The organism is Streptomyces sp. NPDC051987 (genome assembly GCF_040680735.1).
Classification (GTDB): domain Bacteria; phylum Actinomycetota; class Actinomycetes; order Streptomycetales; family Streptomycetaceae; genus Streptomyces.
In genome coordinates, this window is the sequence record NZ_JBFAXI010000018.1 from 47,431 (window position 1) to 67,305 (window position 19,875).

Here is a 19,875-nt window from a genome sequence, read left to right on the forward strand (position 1 = left end):
TTCAGTACCCGGCCCCTCCGCCACCCCGCGGCCGGCTGAGCCGATGGGTGCCGATCGCGTCTTCGCGTACGGTGCCGCCGCCGGCCTTCTCGGTGATCTGCTGCTCGGCGATCCGCGCCGCGGGCATCCGGTCGCCGTGTTCGGGCGGGCGGCCGGGACGGTGGAGCGGGTGCTGTGGCGGGACCACCGCGGGTGGGGCGCGCTGCACACCGCCGTGTGCGCGGGCGGCGCCGTGGCGCTGGGAGTTGTGGCCCAGCGGGCCGTACGACCGTCCACCGCCGCGTCCGTGGCCCTGACCGGCGCGGCCACCTGGGCCGTGGTCGGCGGTACCTCGCTCGCCCGGGAGGCCCGCGCCATCGGACGTCGTCTGGCGGCGGGCGACGTCGAGGCGGCCCGCGCCCGGCTGCCCCATCTGTGCGGCCGGGACCCGCAGGCCCTGGACGCCGACGGGATCGCCCGTGCGGTCGTGGAGTCCGTCGCCGAGAACACGAGCGACGCGGTCGTCGGGGCGCTGGTGTGGGGGGCCGTGGCAGGTGTGCCGGGGCTGCTCGGCTTCCGGGCCGTGAACACCCTGGACGCCATGGTGGGCCACAGGTCGGCCCGTCACCGGCGCTTCGGCTGGGCTTCCGCGCGGCTGGACGACGTGGCCGGGTGGCCGGGGGCGCGGCTCACCGCCGCGCTGGCCGCCGTGGCCGGGGACGACCCGCGCGGGGCCGTACGGGCCTGGCGGGCCGACGCGGCGCGGCATCCGAGTCCCAACGCGGGTCCCGTGGAGGCGTCGTTCGCGGGAGCGTTGGGGGTACGGCTCGGGGGGACGTTGTCGTACGGCGGCCGGGTCGAGCACCGGCCGGTGCTGAACGGGGAGGGGCGGACCGTGCACGTGGCGGACATCGAGCGGGCGGTGCGGTTGTCGCGGCGGGTGGGGTGGCTGGCGCTGGGGGTGAGCGCGGCCGCGGCGCTGCTGCGCGGGGCGTGCCCGGGAAGGACGTCATGAACAACGGCGGTCTCCTGGTGGCCGGTACCACCTCCGACGCCGGCAAGAGCGTCGTCACCGCCGGTGTCTGCCGGTGGCTGGTGCGGCAGGGCGTGAAGGTCGCGCCGTTCAAGGCGCAGAACATGTCCCTCAACTCGTTCGTGACGCGGGACGGGGCCGAGATCGGGCGGGCCCAGGCCATGCAGGCGCAGGCCTGCCGGGTGGAGCCGACCGCGCTCATGAACCCGGTGCTGCTCAAGCCCGGCGGCGAGCGGAGCAGTCAGGTCGTGCTGCTCGGCAAGCCGGTCGGTGAACTGAGTGCGCGCGGCTACCACGGCGGGCGGCAGCGGCAGTTGCTCGGGACCGTGCTCGACTGCCTCGCCGAGTTGCGGGGCACGTATGACGCGGTGATCTGTGAGGGAGCGGGCAGTCCGGCGGAGATCAACCTGCGCCGCACCGACATCGTGAACATGGGGATCGCCCGCAACGCCGGGCTGCCCGTGCTGGTGGTCGGGGACATCGACCGCGGAGGCGTGTTCGCGTCGTTCTTCGGCACCGTCGCCCTGCTCTCACCGCAGGACCAGGAACTCGTCGCCGGGTTCCTCGTCAACAAGTTCCGGGGGGACGTCTCCCTGCTGCAGCCGGGCCTCGACATGCTGCACGGGCTCACCGGGCGGCGCACCTACGGCGTCCTGCCCTTCCGGCACGGGCTCGGGATCGACGAGGAGGACGGGCTCCGGGTCTCCCTGCGCGGGACCGTCCGGGAGTCGAACACCGCCCCGCCCCTCGGTCCGGACGTGCTGCGGGTCGCCGTCTGCGCGATCCCGCTGATGTCCAACTTCACGGACGTGGACGCACTGGCCGCCGAACCGGGCGTCGTGGTGCGGTTCGTGGACCGGCCGGAGGAACTCGCCGACGCCGATCTCGTCATCGTCCCCGGCACCCGGGGGACGGTCCGTGCCCTGGAGTGGCTGCGCGAGCGGGGGCTCGCGGACGCGCTGCGGCGCCGGGCCGCCGAGCAGCGGCCGGTGCTCGGCATCTGCGGTGGCTTCCAGATCCTCGGGGAGCGCATCGAGGACGACGTCGAGAGCCGGCTGGGCCGGGTGGACGGGCTCGGCGTGCTGCCGGTGCAGGTCCGGTTCGCCCACGAGAAGACGCTGACCCGGCCCGTCGGGGAGGCCCTGGGCGAGCCGGTCGAGGGGTACGAGATCCACCACGGGGTCGCCGACGTCCAGGGCGGTGAGCCGTTCCTGGACGGGTGCCGGGTCGGGCAGACCTGGGGCACGCACTGGCACGGCTCCCTGGAGTCGGACGGCTTCCGCCGGGCCTTCCTGCGCGAGGTGGCGGCCGCGGCGGGCCGCCGGTTCGTGCCGGCCCCCGACACCTCGTTCGCCGCGCTGCGCGAGGAGCAGCTCGACCGGCTCGGCGACCTGATCGAACAGCACGCGGACACGGACGCGCTCTGGCGGCTCATCGAGTCGGGCGCGCCGCAAGGACTGCCTTTCATCCCACCGGGAGCGCCCGCATGAGCACTGTGTTGTTGTTGTCGACCGCGGACACCGATCTGCTGGCGGCCCGAGCCGCCTCCGGTGCCGGCTACCGGATCGGCAATCCGACGCGCGTCGACGTCACGGAGGAGCTGCCCGCGCTGATGGACGGCGCGGACATCGCCGTCGTACGGCTGCTCGGCGGCAGGCGGGCCTGGGAGGACGGGCTCGCCGCGCTGCAGGCCGCCGGGATCCCGACCGTGCTGCTGGGCGGCGAGGCGGTGCCGGACGCCGAGCTGATGGCGGAGTCGTCGGTGCCCGCGGGCGTGGTCGCGGAGGCCCTCAGGTACCTCGTCGAGGGCGGCCCCGACAACCTGCTGGAGCTGTCCCGGTTCCTGTCCGACACCGTGCTGCTGACCGGCGAGGGGTTCGTCGAGCCGCGGAAGATGCCCGAGTACGGCGTCCACGGCGAGCGCCCGGTCGTGGCCGGGCGTCCCACGGTCGGCGTGCTCTTCTACCGGGCCCATGAACTGAGCGGCAACACCGGCTTCGTGGACACCCTGTGCGACGCGATCGAGGCGCACGGCGCCAACGCCCTCCCGGTGTACTGCGGTTCGCTGCGCGGGGCGGACGCCGGACTGTACGAACTGCTGGGCCGGGCCGACGCGCTGGTGGCCACCGTGCTGGCGGCCGGCGGCACGCACGCCTCGCATGCCTCGGCCGGCGGCGACGAGGAGGCCTGGGACATCGGGGCGCTCGCCGAGCTGAACGTGCCGGTGCTGCAGGGCCTGTGCCTCACCTCCTCGCGCGCGGCCTGGGACGAGTCGGACGCCGCGCTCTCCCCCATGGACGCGGCGATGCAGGTCGCCATCCCGGAGTTCGACGGACGGCTGATCACGGTCCCCTTCTCCTTCAAGGAGCAGGGCCCCGACGACGTCCCGGTCTACGTCGCCGACCCGGAACGGGCCGGGCGTGTCGCCGGGATCGCCGTACGGCACGCGGTGCTCCGGCACAAGCCGAACGCCGAGAAGAAGGTGGCGCTGGTCTTCACCGCCTACCCGACCAAGCACTCCCGGGTCGGCAACGCGGTCGGCCTGGACACGCCCGCTTCGGCGGTCCGGGTGCTGGACGCGCTCCGGGACGCCGGTTACCGGGTGTCCGGACACCCCGCCGAGGGCGACGAGCTGATCCACCGGCTGATCGCGGCCGGCGGCCACGACGTGGAGTGGCTGACCGAGGAGCAGCTGGCCGCCGCGCCCGCGCGGGTGCCGCTGGCGGACTACCGGGCGTGGTTCGCGAAGCTCGACCCGCAGCTGCGGGACGCGATGACCGAGGCGTGGGGCGAACCGCCGGGCGGCCTCTACGTCGACGGCGACGACATCGTGCTCGCGTCGCTGCGGTTCGGGAACGTCGTGGTCATGATCCAGCCGCCGCGCGGCTTCGGGGAGAACCCGATCGCGATCTACCACGACCCGGACATGCCGCCCTCGCACCACTACCTGGCGGCCTACCGGTGGCTGGAGAACAGTTTCGGCGCGGACGCGATCGTGCACATGGGCAAGCACGGCACGCTGGAGTGGCTGCCGGGCAAGGGTCTCGGGCTGAGCGCCGGCTGCGCGCCGGACGCGGTCCTCGGCGAGCTCCCGCTGGTCTACCCGTTCATCGTCAACGACCCCGGCGAGGGCACCCAGGCCAAGCGGCGCGGCCACGCCACGGTCGTCGACCACCTGGTGCCGCCGATGGCCCGTGCCGACACCTACGGCGACCTGGCCAAGCTGGAGCAGCTGCTCGACGAGTACGCGCTGGTGTCGGATCTGGACCCGGCGAAGGCGCCGGCCGTCCGCGCCCAGATCTGGACCCTGGTGAAGGCGGCCGAGCTCCACCACGACCTGCACGTGGACGAGCAGCCGGAGGACGGCGACTTCGACGAGTTCGTCATGCACATCGACGGCTACCTCTGCGAGATCAAGGACGTGCAGATCCGCGACGGTCTGCACGTCCTCGGCGGCGGCCCGGTCGGCGAGCCGCGGGTGAACCTGGTGCTGGCCGTGCTGCGCGCCTCGCAGGTGTGGGGCGGGCAGGCGAACGCGCTACCGGGGCTCAGGGCCTCCTTCGCGGCCCATTTCGGGCTCGACGAGAAGGAGTTGCTGGCCGAGCCGGGCGCGCCGGTGAAGGTGCCGGTGGAGCTGACGGACCTCGTCGAGGGCCCCTCGCGCACCGCGGCCGACGCGATCGACCTGCTGGAGCAGCTGTGCCGCCGGGTCGCGGAGGGCATGGAGCAGCGGGACTGGGCGGCCGCCGAGAGCCGTGCGCTGGTACGGGAGGTCCTCGGCACCGAACTCCCCACGGCGGTCGCGGTGCTGGAGTTCGCGTGCACCGAGGTCGTACCGCGGCTCGCGCGGACCACCGACGAGATCGGGCACATCCTCAGGGCCCTGGACGGCGGTTACGTCCCGGCCGGGCCGTCCGGCTCCCCCACCCGCGGCCTGGTCAACGTGCTGCCCACCGGCCGGAACTTCTACTCGGTGGACCCCAAGGCCATCCCGTCCCGGCTGAGTTGGGAGGTCGGCCAGTCGCTCGCGGACTCGCTGGTGCAGCGGTACCTGAGCGACACCGGCGCGTACCCGAAGTCCGTCGGCCTGACGGTGTGGGGCACCTCCGCGATGCGCACCCAGGGCGACGACATCGCCGAGATCCTGGCGCTGCTGGGCTGCCGGCCGGTCTGGGACGACGCGTCGCGGCGGGTGACCGGCTTCGAGGTGATCCCGCCGGACGAGCTGGGCCGGCCGCGCATCGACGTCACGGTCCGCATCTCCGGGTTCTTCCGGGACGCGTTCCCGCACGTGGTCGGGTTGATCGACGACGCGGTGCGGGCGGTGGCCGAGCTGGACGAGCCCGCCGAGTCGAACTACGTGAAGGCCCACGCCGACGAGGACACCGCCGAGCACGGCGACCGGCGGCGCGCGACCGCCCGGGTCTTCGGCTCCAAGCCGGGAGCGTACGGGGCCGGGCTGCTGCCCCTGATCGACGCCCGCAACTGGCGCTCCGACGCGGACCTCGCCGAGGTGTACGCGGTCTGGGGCGGCTACGCCTACGGGCGCGGGCTGGACGGGCGGGCGGCGCGCGGGGACATGGAGACCGCGTTCCGGCGGATCGCGGTCGCCGCGAAGAACGTCGACACCCGCGAGCACGACCTGGTCGACGCCGACGACTACTTCCAGTACCACGGCGGCATGGTCGCGATGGTCCGCCACCTGACCGGCGCCAACCCCGAGGCGTACGTGGGCGATTCGGCCACCCCCGACCAGGTGCGGACCCGCACCCTCGGCGAGGAGACGCACCGCGTCTTCCGAGCCCGGGTGGTCAACCCCCGCTGGATGGCGGCCATGCGCCGGCACGGCTACAAGGGCGCCTTCGAGATGGCGGCGACCGTCGACTACCTCTTCGGGTACGACGCCACCGCGGGCGTGGTCGACGACTGGATGTACGAGAAGCTCAGCGCCGAGTACGTCTTCGACGCGGAGAACCGGGACTTCATGAAGAAGTCCAACCCGTGGGCGCTGCGCGGCATCACCGAACGGCTCCTGGAGGCCGCCGACCGGGGCCTGTGGGCCGAGCCGGACGCGGACACCCTGGAACGGCTGCGCACCACCTACCTTGAGCTCGAAGGCGACCTGGAAGGCACCTCGGAGGGCGACGACCAGTGAGTACCCCGTTCCCGTTCACGGCCGTCGTCGGACAGGACGACCTGCGGCTCGCGCTGCTGCTGAACGCCGTCTCGCCGGCGGTCGGCGGCGTGCTGGTGCGCGGCGAGAAGGGCACCGCCAAGTCGACGGCGGTACGCGCACTCTCGGCGCTGCTGCCGGCCGTCGACGTCGTCGCCGGCTGCCGTTTCTCCTGCGACCCGGCCGCGCCCGATCCGGCCTGCCCGGACGGCCCGCACCACCCGCCCGGCGCCTTCGAGTCCCGCCCGGCGCGCATGGTCGAGCTGCCGGTGGGTGCCTCCGAGGACCGGCTGGTGGGCGCGCTCGACATCGAACGCGCTCTGGCGGAGGGCGTGAAGGCCTTCGAGCCGGGCCTGCTGGCCGACGCGCACCGGGGCATCCTCTACGTCGACGAGGTCAACCTCCTCCACGACCACCTGGTCGACCTGCTGCTGGACGCGGCCGCGATGGGCGCCTCGTACGTGGAACGCGAGGGCGTGTCGGTCCGGCACGCGGCCCGGTTCCTGCTCGTCGGGACGATGAACCCCGAAGAGGGCGAGCTGCGGCCCCAGTTGCTCGACCGGTTCGGCCTCACGGTCGAGGTGGCCGCCTCCCGCGAGCCCGACCGGCGGGTGGAGGTCGTACGGCGGCGGCTCGCGTACGACGACGATCCGGCCGGGTTCGCGGCGCGCTGGGCGGGCGAGGAGGCCGCCGTCCGGCAACGGATCGTGGCGGCAAGGAAGTTGCTGCCGTCGGTGCGGCTGGGCGACGGGGCGTTGCGGCAGATCGCGGCGACCTGCGCGGCCTTCGAGGTCGACGGGATGCGCGCGGACATCGTGATGGCCCGGACGGCGACGGCGCTGGCCGCGTGGGCCGGGCGGACCGAGGTGCTCGCCGAGGACGTCCGGCAGGCCGCGCTGCTGGCGCTGCCGCACCGCCGGCGGCGCAACCCCTTCGACGCGCCGGGTCTCGACGAGGAGAAGCTGGACGAGACGCTTCAGGAGTTCGCCGGGCAGGACGAGAGCGACGACGACCCGGACCCGGACGGTCCCGGCGGCGGTGGCGGACAGCCGCGGCCCGACGAGGGGCCGCAGGGCGACGGTGGCACGGACGGCGCCGCCCGGCCCGAGGCCGGGGAGGGCGACGGGGTGCCGCGGCAGGCCGGTGGCGGCGAGCAGGCTCCGGTCCGGGCCGCCGAGCCCTTTCGCACCAAGGTGCTGAGCGTGCCCGGGATCGGCGAGGGGGCCGCCGGGCGGCGGTCCCGGGCGCGGACCGAGCACGGGCGGACCACGGGTGCGCGCCGGCCGCGGGGTGCGCTGACCAAGCTGCACCTGGCGGCGACCGTGCAGGCCGCCGCCCCGCACCAGCGGGCGCGCGGCCGCTCGGGGCCGGGGCTCGTGGTCCGGCGGGACGATCTTCGGCAGGCGACCCGGGAGGGCCGCGAGGGGAACCTCGTGCTGTTCGTGGTCGACGCGTCCGGCTCGATGGCGGCCCGGCAGCGGATGAGCGCCGTGAAGGGAGCCGTCCTGTCGCTGCTGCTCGACGCGTACCAGCGGCGGGACAAGGTGGGGCTGGTGACCTTCCGCGGTTCGTCGGCCGATGTGGCGCTGCCGCCGACCTCGTCGGTGGACGCGGCGGCGGCCCGGCTGGAGTCGCTGCCCACCGGGGGGCGTACGCCGCTCGCGGCCGGGCTGCTCAGGGCACACGACGTGCTGCGGGTGGAGCGGTTGCGGGACCCGGCACGGCGGGCGCTGGTGATCGTGGTGACCGACGGCCGTGCCACCGGCGGGACCGAGCCGGTCGCCCTCGCGGGGCGGGCGGCCCGGCTGTTCGCGGCCGGCCAGGTGGCCTCGGTGGTCGTGGACTGCGAGTCGGGGCCGGTGCGGCTGGGGCTCGCCGGGCGGTTGGCGGGTGAGCTGGGCGGTACCGCGGTGACCCTCGACGCACTGCGGGCGGACTCGATCGCCGGGCTGGTGAAGGACGTGCAGGGTCGTTCGAGGAGGGCCGCGTAATGCCGCAGGGACAGCCGAGTGCGGTGCCCGACGACGGGCTGACGACCCGGCAGCGCCGCAACCGGCCGCTGGTGGTCGTGCACACGGGCGTCGGGAAGGGCAAGTCCACCGCCGCGTTCGGGCTCGCGCTGCGGGCCTGGAACCAGGGGTGGCCGATCGGGGTGTTCCAGTTCGTCAAGTCGGCGAAGTGGAAGGTCGGCGAGGAGAACGCGCTGCGGGTGCTGGGCGCCTCCGGCGAGGGCGGGACCGTCGCCTGGCACAAGATGGGCGAGGGGTGGTCCTGGGTCCAGCGCGACGCGCAGCTGGACAACGAGGAGAAGGCCCGGGAGGGCTGGGAGCAGGTCAAGCGGGATCTGGCGGCCGAGACCTACCGGCTGTACGTGCTGGACGAGTTCGCGTACCCGATGCACTGGGGGTGGGTGGACACCGACGAGGTCGTCGAGGTGCTGCGGAACCGGCCCGGGACCCAGCATGTCGTGATCACGGGGCGGAACGCGCCGGAGAAGCTGGTCGACCTCGCCGACCTCGTCACCGACATGTCCAAGGTCAAGCATCCGATGGACGCGGGGCAGAAGGGGCAGAGGGGCATCGAGTGGTGACGTCCTCGTCCGTGCCCCGGCTGGTCGTCGCCGCGCCGTCGTCGGGCAGCGGGAAGACCACCGTCGCCACGGGGCTGATGGCCGCGTTCGCCGCGCGGGGGCTCGCGGTGTCCCCGCACAAGGTCGGGCCGGACTACATCGACCCCGGGTACCACGCGCTCGCGACCGGGCGGGTGGGGCGGAACCTCGACGCGTACCTGTGCGGGCCGGAGCTGATCGGTCCGCTGTTCGCGCACGGTGCGCGCGGCTGTGACCTGGCCGTCGTCGAAGGGGTGATGGGGCTGTACGACGGGGCCGCGGGGGAAGGGGAGCTGGCGTCCACGGCCCAGGTGGCCAAGCTGTTGCGGGCGCCGGTGGTGCTGGTCGTGGACGCGTCGTCGCAGTCGCGGTCGGTGGCGGCGCTGGTGCACGGGTTCGCGTCGTGGGATCCGCAGGTGCGGGTCGGGGGCGTGATCCTGAACAAGGTGGGGTCGGACCGGCACGAGGAGTTGCTGCGGGAGGCGCTCGACGCTGCGGGGGTGCCGGTGCTGGGGGTGTTGCGGCGGGTGGCGCAGGTGGGTACGCCCTCTCGGCACCTGGGGTTGGTGCCGGTGGCGGAGCGGCGGGGGGAGGCGGTGGCGGCGGTGGCGGCGATGGCTGCGCAGGTCGCCGGGGGGTGTGATCTGGAGGCGCTGATGGGGGTGGCGCGGGGGGCCGGGGCGCTGCCGGGTGCGGTGTGGGACGCGGCTGAGGCCTTGGTTTCCTCGACCCCGCCGCCCCTGCCCGTCCCATCACCAGGGGCTGCCGCCCCCTCGACCCCGCCTTCGGGGGCTGCCGCCCCCGAACCCCCGCTCCGGCCTGAACGGCCTGGTCCTCAAACTCCCCCAGAGGGGGCACCCCCAGACGGGCTGCAGGGAGTGCGGGACGGCCTTCGTCCTCGGACGCCGGACCGGCTGGCGGGGGTGCGGGTCGCCGTTGCTGGTGGGGCCGCGTTCAGTTTCTCCTATGCCGAGCATGCCGAGTTGCTTGCCGCCGCCGGTGCCGAGGTCGTGTCCTTTGATCCGCTTCGGGACGAGCGGCTGCCCGAGGGGACGCACGGGCTGGTGATCGGGGGCGGGTTTCCGGAGGTGTACGGCGCGGAGTTGTCGGCCAACGAGGCGCTGCGCAAGGACGTCGCCGCTCTCGCGGAGCGCGGTGCTCCCGTCGCCGCCGAGTGTGCCGGGCTGCTGTACCTGTGCCGGGAGCTGGACGGGCTTGCGATGTGCGGGGTGCTGGACGCGAGCGCGTGGATGTCGGAACGGCTGACCCTGGGGTACCGGGACGCCGTCGCCCTGAGTGACAGTGTGCTGGCCGTCGCCGGGACGCGGATGCGGGGGCACGAGTTCCACCGGACGGTGGTGGAGCCGGGGGCGGGGGCGGCTCCCGCGTGGGGGGTCCGTACGCCCCGGCCACGTGTCGAAGGTTTCGTACAGCGGGGTGTGCACGCCAGTTATCTGCACACGCACTGGGCGGCCGAGCCCGGTGTCGCCCGACGGTTCGTGGAGAGGTGCCGGACGTCATGAGCAGCAGCAGGTTGGTCGGGGTCGGCGTGGGGCCCGGTGACCCCGAGCTGGTGACCGTCAAGGGGGTCAACGCCCTGCGCGCGGCCGATGTCGTCGTGGTGCCCGTCATGGACAGCGGCGAGCGGGGGCGGGCCGAGGCCACCGTGCTGCACTACGTCGGCGCGGAGAAGGTCGTACGGGTCGTCTTCGCACTGAACGAGCGCAGTGACCGGGGGCGGCGGGAGGCCGCCTGGGACGCGGCGGGGGCCCGGGTCGCCGAGCTGCTGCGGGCGCACGGGACGGTCGCCTTCGCCACGATCGGGGATCCGAACGTCTACTCCACGTTCACGTATCTCGCGCAGACCATCGGCGAGCTGCTGCCCGGTGTCGTCGTCGAGACCGTGCCCGGGATCACCGCCATGCAGGACCTCGCCGCCCGCTCCGGGGCCGTGCTCACCGAGGGGACCGAGCCGCTGACACTGGTGCCGGTGACGGCGGGCGCCGAGGTGCTCAAGGAGGCGCTGAGCGGGCCGGGGACGGTCGTCGCGTACAAGTTCGGGCGGCAGGCCGGCGAGGTCGTGGCGGCGCTGCGCGAGACCGGGCGGGTCGAGGACGCCGTGTGGGGGTCGGCGCTGGGACTGGCGGAGGAGTCCATCCGGCCCGCCGCCGAGCTGGACGGCGCCCCGCTGCCGTACCTCTCCACGCTCATCGCGCCCCCGCGCCGGGACGGCGGCAGAGGCGGGAAGCTGTGAGCCGGCGGGCGTCAGCCGGAGATCCCCACCACCAGCCAGATGAACGCCGCGCCGGCCACCGTGCACAGCAGCGTCGAGCGGGCCGGGTGCTCGTGGTGGGCCTCGGGCAGGATCTCCGCGGCGGCCAGGTAGAGCAGGACGCCGCCGAAGAGGCCGAGATAGCCGCCGAGCAGGGCCTCCGGGATGGTGACGAAGATCGTGGAGAGGGCGCCGAGGACCGGTGCGCAGGCGTCGGCGACCAGCATCGCCACCGCCCGGCGCCGCGCGTTGCCGTACAGGCTCGTGATCGTGAACGTGTTGAAGCCGTCCGCGAAGTCGTGGGCGACGACCGCGAGCGCGACCGCCGCGCCCATGCCGCCGCCCACCTGGAAGGCCGCGCCTATCGCCACCCCGTCCATCGCGCTGTGGCCGACCATCGCGCCGGCCGCCGTCAGACCCACCTCGGGCGCCCGGTGGTTGTGCTCGTCGGCGCCGTGCGCGGCCTGGCGGAGGGCCAGGGTGCGCTCCACCAGATGGGCCAGCAGGAAGCCGGCCACGAACAGCAGCAGGGCGGCCGGTACGCCGAAGACCTGCCGGCCGGCCGCGCGCAGCGCCTCCGGCAGCAGGTCGAGGCCGACCACCCCGAGCATCAGACCGCCGGCCAGGCCCAGGACCAGGTGACGACGGTCGGTCACACGCTGTGCCGTCCAGCCGCCGGCCAGCGTCATCAGGAACGCGCCGAGCGCGACGAAGACCGCCATGTGCTCTTGCTATCCGATCGACCCGCCCCAGCGCACATCCTGCAGCACCAGTAACACCCTTTGTCCAGAGAGGACCGAAATTTCATGGCCGATGCCACTGCCGCCGCCCCCACCGGCAAGGTGACCTTCGTCGGGGCCGGCCCCGGCGCCGCCGACCTGCTGACGTTCCGGGCCGCGCGGGCGATCGCCGAGGCCGACGTGGTGATCTGGGCCGCGAGCCTGGTCCAGGCGGAGGTCCTGCAGCACGCGCGCGAGGACGCGGAGATCCTCGACTCCGCGACGATGTCGCTGGAGGACGTCGTCGCCGTGTACGAGCGGGCGCGGGCGGAGGGGCTGCGGGTGGCCAGGATCCACTCCGGGGACCCGGCGCTGTGGGGCGGTACGCAGGAGCAGGTCGACCGGTGCACCGGGCTCGGGGTCGAGGTCGAGATCGTGCCGGGTGTCTCCTCGTTCTCGGCCGTGGCCGCGCTGGCCCGGCGTGAGCTGACCATCCCCGAGGTGGCGCAGTCCGTCGTGCTGACCCGGCTCGGCGGCGGCAAGACGCCGATGCCGCCGGGCGAGGAGGTGCGGGAGTTCGCGCGGCACGGCACCACCATGGCGATCTTCCTCTCCGCGGCGCGCAGCGGACAGCTGGTGCGCGAGCTGCTGGAGGGCGGTTACCCGACGTCGACCCCGGTCGTCGTCGCGCATCAGGCGACGTGGCCGGAGGAGCTGATCGTCAGGTGCACGATCGGGACGCTGGAGGAGACGGTCAAGGAGCACAAGCTCTGGAAGCACACCCTCTTCCTGGTCGGCCCGGCGCTGGACGCCCACGGCACCCGCTCGCACCTGTACCACCCTGGGCACTTCCACGGCTTTCGCAAGGCCGACCCCGAGGCCCGGCGGGCGCTGCGCGAGCGGGGGGCGAGTACGTGATCACGGTCGTCGGTACGGGGACGGGCGCACCGCTTCCGCCCGAGGTGCCGGCCGACGCCCGGCTGGTCGTCGGGGGGCGGCGCCATCTGGACGCCGTACGGCTGCCGGAGGGGGCCGAGCGGGTCGTCCTCGGGCCGCTGGCGCCGGCCCTCGACACCATCGAGGAGTACCTCGCCGAGGACCGGCCCGTGACCGTGCTGGCCTCGGGGGACCCAGGGTTCTTCGGGGTCGTGCGGGTGCTGGCCGAGCGGTTCGGCGCGCAGGCGCTGGACGTCCGCCCCGGGGTGTCGTCCGTCGCCGCCGCGTTCGCGCGGGTCGGGCTGCCGTGGGACGACGCGGTGGTGGTGAGCGCACACGGGCGGGAGCCGCGTACCGCGGTCAACGTGTGCCGGGCGCATCCCAAGGTGGCGGTGCTGACCGGGCCGGGGGCCGGACCGGCGGAGCTGGGAGCGGCACTGCGGCCCGCCTTCGGCACACCACCGGCCGGGCCCACGCCCGCACCCTCCGACCCGCACGCCGCATCCACCTCCGGCCCTGCCGAGCCTCCTGCCCCTGCCGAGCCTGCCGGCCTCGCCGTGCCTGCCGGCCTCGCCGTGCCTGCCGGCCTCGCCGTGCCTGCCGGCCTCGCCGTGCCTGCCGGCCTTGCCAGGCCTGCCGCGCCTTCCGGTCCTGCCGGGACTGCCAGCTCTGCCGGGACTACCGGGACTACCGGGACTACCGGGACTACCGGGACTGCCGGGACTACCAGCTCTGCCGGGACTACCGGTCCTGCCGGGACTGCCAGCTCTGCCGGGACTACCGGTCCTGCCGGGACTGACAGCTCTGCCGGGACTACCGGGACTGCCGAGCCTTCTGGTCCTGCCGGGACTGCCGGGTCTGCCGGGTGTTCGCGATCTTCGGTGGCCTCCGATCCTTCTGGGCTCTCAGGGCGATCGGTGGTGGCGCCGTCCGGTGGGCGGGTTCTCGTCGTCGCCTCGGCGTTGGGCTCCGCGCGGGAGCGGGTCGAGTGGGTCACGCCCGCCGAGGCCGCCGCCCGGGACTGGGGGCCGGACGTCAGCGTGGTGCTGTGCCTCGACCCGGCACGCACGCTCGGCGGTGTGCGCACGGTCGCCGGTGTGCCGGCCGGGCCCGCCGGATGGGCCCTGGACGAGCGGGAGTTCGCGCACCGCGACTCGATGATCACCAAGTTCGAGGTGCGGGCGCTGGCGCTGGCCCGGCTCGGGCCGCGCCTGGGCGACCTGGTCTGGGACGTCGGCGCGGGCTCCGGGTCCGTGGCGGTGGAGTGCGCGCGGCTCGGCGCCGCCGCCGTGGCCGTGGAGAAGACGCCGGACGGGGTGGAGCGGATCGCGGCCAACGCGCGGGCGCACGGGGTGTCCGTGGACGTGGTGTGCGGCACGGCACCGGATGCCTTGGCCGTGCTCCCCGATCCCGACGCCGTGTTCGTCGGCGGGGGCGGAGCCGACCTGCCCGCCGTCGTCACCGCCTGCGCGCTGCGCGCCCGGCGGACCGTGGTGGTCGCGATGGCCGCCCTGGACCGGGTGCCGGCGGCGCGCGAGGCGCTCACCGGAGCCGGGTTCTCCTGCGACGGCGTGCTGCTGCAGTCCTCCCGGCTCGCGCCGCTGCCGGGCGACGTGACCCGGCTGGCGGCGACCAATCCCGTGTTCCTGTTGTGGGGGACCCGAACCCCCCTCTCTGACGAAGGAGTTGCCCAGTGATCGGCCTCATTTCCGCCACCGCGGCGGGGGCGGCGGCGCGCGACCGGCTGGCCGCGGCGTGGCCGGACCGCACGCGGGTGTACGACGGTCCCGTCAAGGACGCCGTACGGTCCGCGTTCGCGGAGTGCGAGCAACTGGTGTGCTTTCTGGCCACGGGCGCGGTGGTCCGGCTGATCGCCCCGCTGCTGGGCGGCAAGGCGACCGACCCGGGGGTGGTCTGTGTCGACGAGGGCGGGCGGTTCGCCGTGTCGCTGGTCGGGGGGCACGGCGGCGGGGCGAACGAACTCGCCGTCGAGGTGGGCGAGGCGCTGGCCGCGCAGCCGGTGGTGACCACCGCGACCGACGCGGTCGGGCTGCCCGGCCTGGACACCCTCGGCCTCCCGGTCGAGGGCTCGGTGGCGGCCGTCTCCCGGGCCCTGCTGGACGGCGAACCGGTGGCGTTGCGCGCCGAGCTGCCGTGGCCGCTGCCCCCGCTGCCGCTGGCCGAGGAGGGCGCCCACGCCGTCCGGGTGACCGACCGCGCGGTCGAACCCGCCGGGAACGAGGTGCTGGTGCGCCCGCCGTCCCTCGTCGTCGGCGTCGGTGCCGCCAGGGACGTCCCCGCCGACGAGGTGCTCGGGCTCGTGGAGGAGGCGTTGCGGGACGCGGGCCTGTCCCCGCGCAGCATCGCCGAGCTCGCCACCGTCGACGCCAAGGCCGAGGAGCCCGGGATCGTCGCGGCGGCCCGGCGGCTCGGGGTCCCGCTGGTGACGTACCCCGCCGAGGAGCTGGCCGCGGTCCCGGTCCCGCACCCCTCCAACGCTCCGCTCGCCGCCGTCGGCACCCCCTCCGTCGCCGAGGCCGCGGCGCTCGTGCGCGGCGGTGAACTCCTCGTCCCCAAGCGGAAGTCACGGCGTCCGGACGGCCGGCCCGCCATGGCGACCTGCGCCGTCGTACGACGTCCCGCGCGCGGCCGGCTCGCGGTGGTCGGGCTCGGTCCCGGTGCCCGGGATCTGCTCACCCCGCGGGCCAGGACCGAACTCCGCCGCGCGGCCGTGCTGGTCGGCCTCGACCAGTACGTCGACCAGATCCGGGACCTGCTGCGGCCCGGCACCCGGATCCTGGAGTCGGGGCTCGGTGCCGAGGAGGAGCGGGCGCGTACCGCGGTCGCCGAGGCGCGCGCCGGGCATGCCGTCGCGCTCATCGGCAGCGGGGACGCGGGCGTGTACGCGATGGCCTCCCCCGCGCTCGCCGAGGCGTCGGACGACATCGACGTGATCGGCGTGCCCGGTGTCACGGCCGCGCTCGCCGCCGGGGCGGTCCTGGGCGCGCCACTCGGCCACGACCACGTCTCCATCAGCCTGTCGGACCTGCACACGCCGTGGGAGGTCATCGAGCGCCGGGTGCGCGCGGCGGCCGAGGCCGACATCGTGGTGACGTTCTACAACCCGCGGTCCCGGGGCCGCGACTGGCAGCTGCCCAAGGCGCTCGCGATCCTCGCCGGGCACCGTGAGCCGACGACGCCCGTCGGTGTCGTGCGCAACGCCTCGCGCCCCGACGAGTCCAGCCGGCTGACCACCCTGGGCGAACTGGACCCGGCCTGGGTGGACATGATGACGGTCGTGACCGTGGGCAACACGGCCACCCGGAACATCGCCGGGCGGATGGTCACCCCGCGCGGCTACCGCTGGCAGGAGCGCGCTCAGGAGGAGGGCGAGTGAACCGCGTGGTGCACCCCATCGAGCAGGAGTCCTTCCGGCGGCTGCGGGCCCGCCTGGACACCTCGCACTTCCCGCCGCTGACCCGGGCGGTGGTGGAGCGGGTCGTCCACTCCGCCGCCGACCTGGAGTACGCGACCGACCTGGTGACCGACGAGGACGCCCTGGTGCGGGCCCACGCGGCGCTGCACGCCGGGGCGCCGGTCGTCGTGGACGTGGAGATGGTCGCCGCCGGGATCACCCGCCGGGAGACCGTGTGCCGGCTGCGCGACGCCGAGCCGGGTCCCGGGCTGACCCGGTCGGCGCACGCGATCCGGCTCGCCTACGAGCAGGTCGGACCTGGCGCCCTGTGGGTGATCGGCAACGCGCCGACCGCCCTGGAGGAGCTGCTGACGCTGGACGCCTCCCCCGCGCTCGTCATCGGCCTGCCCGTCGGTTTCGTCGGCGCGACCGAGTCCAAGGCCGCGTTGCGGGCGAGCGGGCTGCCCGCCGTCAGCAACGTGTCCGAGAAGGGCGGTTCGGCGGTCGCCGCCGCCGCGCTCAACGCCCTGCTGTACCACCCCACTTCCGAGGAGACGCTGTGACCACCCCGCCCGCCCTGCTCATCGCCGGCCACGGCACCCGGGACGACGCCGGGGCCGAGGCGTTCCGCGCCTTCGTACGGGAACTGGGACGCCGCCACCCCGAACTGCCCGTCGCGGGCGGCTTCATCGAGCTGTCCCCGCCGCCGCTCGGCGACGCCGTGGCCGAGCTGGTGGCGCGAGGGGTGCGGCGGTTCGCCGCGGTGCCGCTGATGCTGGTCTCCGCCGGGCACGCCAAGGGCGACATCCCGGCCGCGCTGGCGCGGGAGAAGGAGCGGCACCCGGGCGTCTCGTACACCTACGGCCGTCCGCTGGGCCCGCACCCGGCCCTGCTGTCGGTCCTGGAGCGGCGGCTGGACGAGGCGATGGGCGGTTCCGCGCGGACCGTGGACGACCGCGCCGACGTGACCGTGCTGCTGGTGGGCCGCGGTTCGACGGACCCCGATGCCAACGCCGAGGTGCACAAGGCGGCCCGGCTGCTGTGGGAGGGGCGCGGGTACGCGGGCGTGGAGACGGCGTTCGTGTCGCTGGCGGCGCCGGACGTGCCGAGCGGGCTGGACCGGTGTCTGAAACTGGGGGCGCGCCGGATCGTGGTCCTGCCGTACTTTCTCTTCACCGGGATCCTGCCGGACCGGGTTCGGCACCAGACCGAGGACTGGGCGGCGGCGCATCCGGAGATCGAGGTGCGTTCGGCGGACGTCGTCGGGCCCGAGCCGGAACTGCTCGACCTGGTGATGGAGCGGTACCGGGAGGCGGTCGAGGGTGATCTGCGGATGAACTGCGACTCGTGCGTGTACCGGATCGCGCTGCCCGGCTTCGAGGACAAGGTCGGGCTGCCCCAGCAGCCGCACTTCCACCCGGACGACGACGGCCACCACCACGGACACGGACACCATCACCATGGCGGGCACGCGCATGCGCACTGATGACGGTTCCGGCGGCCCCGGAGGCGACAGAGGCCCCGCCGGGGCCGAAGGAGCGGGAGAATCCGCGGACGGGCACGACCTGCGGCATCACGGCGACGCCGAGGTCCGGGACGGCGGTCCGGCGCTCGTCGACCTCGCGGTCAACGTGCGCACCGGCACACCGCCGGTCTGGCTGCGGGAGCGGATCGCCGCGTCGCTGGGCGGGCTGGCCGCCTACCCGGACGGCCGGGCGGCGCGGGCGGCGGTCGCGGCGCGGCACGGTCTGCCGGCGGACCGGGTGCTGCTGACGGCCGGCTCCGCGGAGGCCTTCGTCCTGCTGGCGCGGGCGCTGAAGGTGCGCCGGCCGGTGGTGGTGCATCCGCAGTTCACCGAGCCGGAGGCGGCGCTGCGGGACGCCGGGCACACCGTGGACCGGGTGCTGCTGCGCGAGGCGGACGGGTTCCGGCTCGATCCGGCGGCCGTTCCGGAGGACGCCGACCTGGTGGTGATCGGCAATCCGACCAACCCGACGTCGGTGCTGCATCCGGCGGACGCGATCGCCCGACTGGCCCGTCCCGGGCGGACGTTGGTGGTCGACGAGGCGTTCATGGACGCGGTGCCCGGTGAACGGGAGGCGCTGGCCGGGCGGACCGACGTGCCGGGTCTGGTGGTGCTGCGCAGTCTCACGAAGACGTGGGGGCTGGCCGGGCTGCGGATCGGGTACGTGCTGGCCGCGCCGGAGCTCGTCGCCGAGCTGACGCGGGCGCAGCCGTTGTGGCCGGTGTCCACGCCGGCGCTGGCGGCGGCCGAGGCGTGCGTGGCGCCCCGCGCGCTGGCGGAGGCGGCGCACGCGGCGCACCGCGCCGCCGCCGACCGGGCCCATCTCGTGGCGGGGCTGGAGGAGTTCGCGCCGGAGGGGGTGCGGGTCGCGGGGCCCGCGGAGGGGCCGTTCGTGCTCGTCCGGATGGCGGGGGCGGCGGCGGTGCGGCGGCAGCTGCGGGTGCTGGGGTACGCCGTACGGCGCGGGGACACCTTTCCGGGACTGGACGAGGAGTGGGTGCGGATCGCGGTGCGGGACCGGGGGACGGTGAACCGGTTCCTGCAGGCGCTCGATCAGGCGTTGATGTTGACCCGCCGCTGAGAGCGGGACCTGCGGGACCTGCGGGCCGTGGGCGACCGCGGATGCGTGGGGGCTGGTCGCGCCCGCGCGGCGGTAGCCGCACATCGGCTACCGCCGCCGCCCCCAGGGGGCCGCGATTCAGCGGGCGAGCTCAGGAACTCCTGCGCCGGACCAGGAAGAACGCCCCTCCTCCGGCGGCCACGAGCGCGAGCGCGCCGCCCAGCACGTACGGCGTCACCGAACTCCCGCCCGTCTCCGCCAGCTTCGTCTCCTTCGCCGGGGCGCCCTGCACCTTGACGTCGGCCGGGGCGGCCGAGTCGGCCGGGTCGGCCGCCGGTCCGGCCGGATCGCTCGGTGCGCTTCGCGCGCTCGCGGGGGCCGCCGGCGTCTCGCAGGTCGCCTTCGCCAGGGTCACCGTTCCCTCCACCTTCGCCACGTTGAGCTTCAGCGGGTTGACGGAGACCTTGAGTTCGAGGGCGCTGGCCGCCGCCGACGTCGACGTCGTGGCGCGCCTGGAGAGGTCGAGGCGGACCTCGCCGACGCCGGAGACCTTGACGTCGGTGGGACCGCCCGCGCTCAGGGTGACGCGTCTGCCGAGCACGGTGACGGCGCCGAGCACGTCGGCGGAGGCCACCGGCCGCCTGCCGGTCTCGCAGGTGGCCTCGGACGTGACCGTGTCGACCTCGACGAGGGACAGCAGGGGCAGGCCCGGCAGGTGCAGCCGGGCGTGGGCGAGGTGGACGGAGGCCTCGGCGCGGCGGCCGGTGACCGTCGCCCTCGCCGTGGCGGTGTCCGCGCCGAGGACGTGGAACGGCCTGCCGCCGTCCACCCCGTCCAGGGTGGCGCTGAGCGCGGTCCGGTGGGCGCTCCGCGGTGCCCGCACCTCGTTCAGGGAGACCGCGAGCGGGACGTTCGCGGTCTTGTCGAGGAGGGAGACGGCCAGGCCGGTGCGGAGGACGGCCGCGGTGGCGCGGCCGTGGCCGGTGGTCGCGTGTGCGCTGCCCGCGCCGGCCAGGACCGCGGGACCGGCGGCCAGGGCCGTGGCCGCCGCGAAGGTCGCGAGACGGCGTGCGGGCAGGCGGAAGGTGTCGCTGTTCAAGGTGGTGGGACCCCCAGGAGAAACGTGCTCGGGACTCGCCAAGAATTACGCACTGA

At 74.9% G+C, this 19,875-nt stretch carries 14 protein-coding genes and 2 pseudogenes; 14 read left to right on the forward strand and 2 right to left on the reverse strand.

Annotated features, from left to right (window positions below; genetic code table 11):
* The first annotated feature begins 43 nt into the window (after positions 1–43).
* From AB0M11_RS12815 to cobI, 7 genes are read left to right on the forward strand one after another with little or no spacing between them, the layout of a single operon-like run.
* Positions 44–994 (forward strand): cobalamin biosynthesis protein, encoded by a 951-nt coding sequence (locus AB0M11_RS12815; RefSeq protein WP_365704423.1) that lies wholly within the window; start codon positions 44–46, stop codon positions 992–994.
* Entirely contained in the window at positions 991–2,502 is a 1,512-nt protein-coding gene (locus AB0M11_RS12820; RefSeq protein WP_365704425.1) for a cobyric acid synthase, read from the forward strand. The genes AB0M11_RS12815 and AB0M11_RS12820 overlap by 4 nt, the downstream gene beginning before the upstream one ends.
* Positions 2,499–6,167, forward strand: a complete 3,669-nt coding sequence (cobN, locus tag AB0M11_RS12825; protein WP_365704427.1) for a cobaltochelatase subunit CobN — start codon at positions 2,499–2,501, stop codon at positions 6,165–6,167. Before AB0M11_RS12820 ends, cobN begins: the two co-directional genes overlap by 4 nt.
* The gene (locus AB0M11_RS12830) at positions 6,164–8,176 is read left to right on the forward strand and encodes a putative cobaltochelatase (protein ID WP_365704429.1); all 2,013 of its coding nucleotides are present in this window, start codon (positions 6,164–6,166) and stop codon (positions 8,174–8,176) included. The genes cobN and AB0M11_RS12830 overlap by 4 nt, the downstream gene beginning before the upstream one ends.
* Complete coding sequence (gene cobO / locus AB0M11_RS12835; RefSeq protein WP_365704431.1) at positions 8,176–8,775, forward strand: cob(I)yrinic acid a,c-diamide adenosyltransferase; 600 nt, start codon at positions 8,176–8,178, stop codon at positions 8,773–8,775. The genes AB0M11_RS12830 and cobO overlap by 1 nt, the downstream gene beginning before the upstream one ends.
* On the forward strand, positions 8,769–10,316 hold the full coding sequence (locus tag AB0M11_RS12840; RefSeq protein WP_365704433.1) for a cobyrinate a,c-diamide synthase: 1,548 nt from the start codon (positions 8,769–8,771) through the stop codon (positions 10,314–10,316). Before cobO ends, AB0M11_RS12840 begins: the two co-directional genes overlap by 7 nt.
* Complete coding sequence (cobI, locus tag AB0M11_RS12845; protein WP_365704435.1) at positions 10,301–11,047, forward strand: precorrin-2 C(20)-methyltransferase; 747 nt, start codon at positions 10,301–10,303, stop codon at positions 11,045–11,047. Before AB0M11_RS12840 ends, cobI begins: the two co-directional genes overlap by 16 nt.
* Positions 11,048–11,058: 11 nt before the next feature.
* On the opposite strand, the gene AB0M11_RS12850 is transcribed toward cobI, so the two are convergent.
* Entirely contained in the window at positions 11,059–11,787 is a 729-nt protein-coding gene (locus AB0M11_RS12850) for a ZIP family metal transporter (RefSeq protein WP_365704437.1), read from the reverse strand.
* Positions 11,788–11,871: 84 nt separating this feature from the next.
* On the opposite strand from AB0M11_RS12850, the gene cobM reads away from it, so the two are divergent.
* The 7 genes and pseudogenes from cobM to cobC all read left to right on the forward strand — a co-directional run bounded on the left by cobM (position 11,872) and on the right by cobC (position 18,741).
* Positions 11,872–12,702, forward strand: coding sequence for a precorrin-4 C(11)-methyltransferase (gene cobM, locus AB0M11_RS12855; protein WP_365704439.1), 831 nt, complete (start codon positions 11,872–11,874; stop codon positions 12,700–12,702).
* Positions 12,699–13,160 (forward strand): annotated as a pseudogene (cbiE, locus tag AB0M11_RS12860) (precorrin-6y C5,15-methyltransferase (decarboxylating) subunit CbiE); the annotation flags it as partial. The gene cobM and the pseudogene cbiE, both read left to right, overlap by 4 nt.
* 492 nt (positions 13,161–13,652) lie before the next feature.
* Positions 13,653–14,417: pseudogene (gene cbiT, locus AB0M11_RS12865) on the forward strand (precorrin-6Y C5,15-methyltransferase (decarboxylating) subunit CbiT); the annotation flags it as partial.
* Positions 14,414–16,117: a precorrin-3B C(17)-methyltransferase gene (cobJ, locus tag AB0M11_RS12870; protein ID WP_365704441.1), complete on the forward strand. Its 1,704-nt coding sequence runs from the start codon at positions 14,414–14,416 to the stop codon at positions 16,115–16,117. The pseudogene cbiT and the gene cobJ, both read left to right, overlap by 4 nt.
* Positions 16,114–16,698, forward strand: coding sequence for a precorrin-8X methylmutase (locus AB0M11_RS12875; protein WP_365704443.1), 585 nt, complete (start codon positions 16,114–16,116; stop codon positions 16,696–16,698). Before cobJ ends, AB0M11_RS12875 begins: the two co-directional genes overlap by 4 nt.
* Entirely contained in the window at positions 16,695–17,621 is a 927-nt protein-coding gene (locus AB0M11_RS12880) for a sirohydrochlorin chelatase (RefSeq protein ID WP_365704445.1), read from the forward strand. Before AB0M11_RS12875 ends, AB0M11_RS12880 begins: the two co-directional genes overlap by 4 nt.
* The gene (cobC, locus tag AB0M11_RS12885) at positions 17,611–18,741 is read left to right on the forward strand and encodes an Rv2231c family pyridoxal phosphate-dependent protein CobC (RefSeq protein ID WP_365704447.1); all 1,131 of its coding nucleotides are present in this window, start codon (positions 17,611–17,613) and stop codon (positions 18,739–18,741) included. Before AB0M11_RS12880 ends, cobC begins: the two co-directional genes overlap by 11 nt.
* 130 nt (positions 18,742–18,871) lie before the next feature.
* Here the strand turns inward: cobC and AB0M11_RS12890 are convergent, their stop codons facing one another.
* Positions 18,872–19,819: an SCO1860 family LAETG-anchored protein gene (locus tag AB0M11_RS12890; protein WP_365704449.1), complete on the reverse strand. Its 948-nt coding sequence runs from the start codon at positions 19,817–19,819 to the stop codon at positions 18,872–18,874.
* Between the last annotated feature and the right edge of the window lie 56 nt (positions 19,820–19,875).

Excerpts from the sequence above, each read along its gene's own strand:
- AB0M11_RS12815 (WP_365704423.1), top strand. The coding sequence starts at position 44 with ATGGGTGCCGATCGCGTCTTCGCGTACGGTGCCGCCGCCGGCCTTCTC.
- AB0M11_RS12820 (WP_365704425.1), top strand. The coding sequence starts at position 991 with ATGAACAACGGCGGTCTCCTGGTGGCCGGTACCACCTCCGACGCCGGC.
- cobN (WP_365704427.1), top strand. The coding sequence starts at position 2,499 with ATGAGCACTGTGTTGTTGTTGTCGACCGCGGACACCGATCTGCTGGCG.
- cobO (WP_365704431.1), top strand. The coding sequence starts at position 8,176 with ATGCCGCAGGGACAGCCGAGTGCGGTGCCCGACGACGGGCTGACGACC.
- AB0M11_RS12850 (WP_365704437.1), bottom strand. The coding sequence starts at position 11,787 with ATGGCGGTCTTCGTCGCGCTCGGCGCGTTCCTGATGACGCTGGCCGGC.
- cobM (WP_365704439.1), top strand. The coding sequence starts at position 11,872 with ATGGCCGATGCCACTGCCGCCGCCCCCACCGGCAAGGTGACCTTCGTC.
- cobC (WP_365704447.1), top strand. The coding sequence starts at position 17,611 with ATGCGCACTGATGACGGTTCCGGCGGCCCCGGAGGCGACAGAGGCCCC.